Source organism: Protofrankia sp. CiP1_Cm_nod4, from assembly GCF_982290645.1.
In genome coordinates this window covers 7,242-7,758 of sequence record NZ_CEVIVC010000183.1, presented here as the reverse complement: position 1 = coordinate 7,758, position 517 = coordinate 7,242, and the positions used below count along the sequence as shown (strand labels likewise).

At 70.2% G+C, this 517-nt stretch carries 1 protein-coding gene; it reads right to left on the bottom strand.

The features are described from left to right. The coding region (nucS, locus tag AC5LSR_RS21930; RefSeq protein WP_493468930.1) for an endonuclease NucS at positions 1 to 497 on the bottom strand (497 nt) is incomplete at its 3' end. Between the last annotated feature and the right edge of the window lie 20 nt (positions 498 to 517).

The window sequence follows — 517 nt, the reverse complement described above, 5'->3', positions numbered from 1 at the left end:
CGGGCGAGGTACCGGGTGAGCTGTTCGACACCGTCGATCTCGCCCTTGCGTTTCACCTCGACCGCGACGCTGGCGCCGTCGGGGTCCCGGCAGAGCAGGTCGACCGGGCCGATGCCGGTCTCGTACTCGCGGCGCACCAGGGTGAGGCCCTCCTGGATCGCGTCCGGCCGGTCGGCGAGCAGGACCTGCAGGTGCGCCTCGACGCCGTCCTTGCGCAGGCCGGGGTCCACGCCGAGCTCGTGCGAGGAGTCGTGCAGGATCTCCTCGATGGTGATGACGAGCTGCTCGTCCGCGCGGTTGGTCACCCGCCAGACGCCGTCCGCCTCGGCTATCACGCAGGGCGGGCTCATCCAGTTCAGCGGCTTGTAGGCCCGCCCGTCCGCGTGGATGGACACCGACCCGTCAGCCTTCACCAGCAGCAGGCGGACGGCGCTGGGCAGGTGTGCCGTCAGCCGGCCCACATAGTCGACGCTGCACCGAGCTATCACAAGACGCACGGTTGCGCACCTTACCGCGT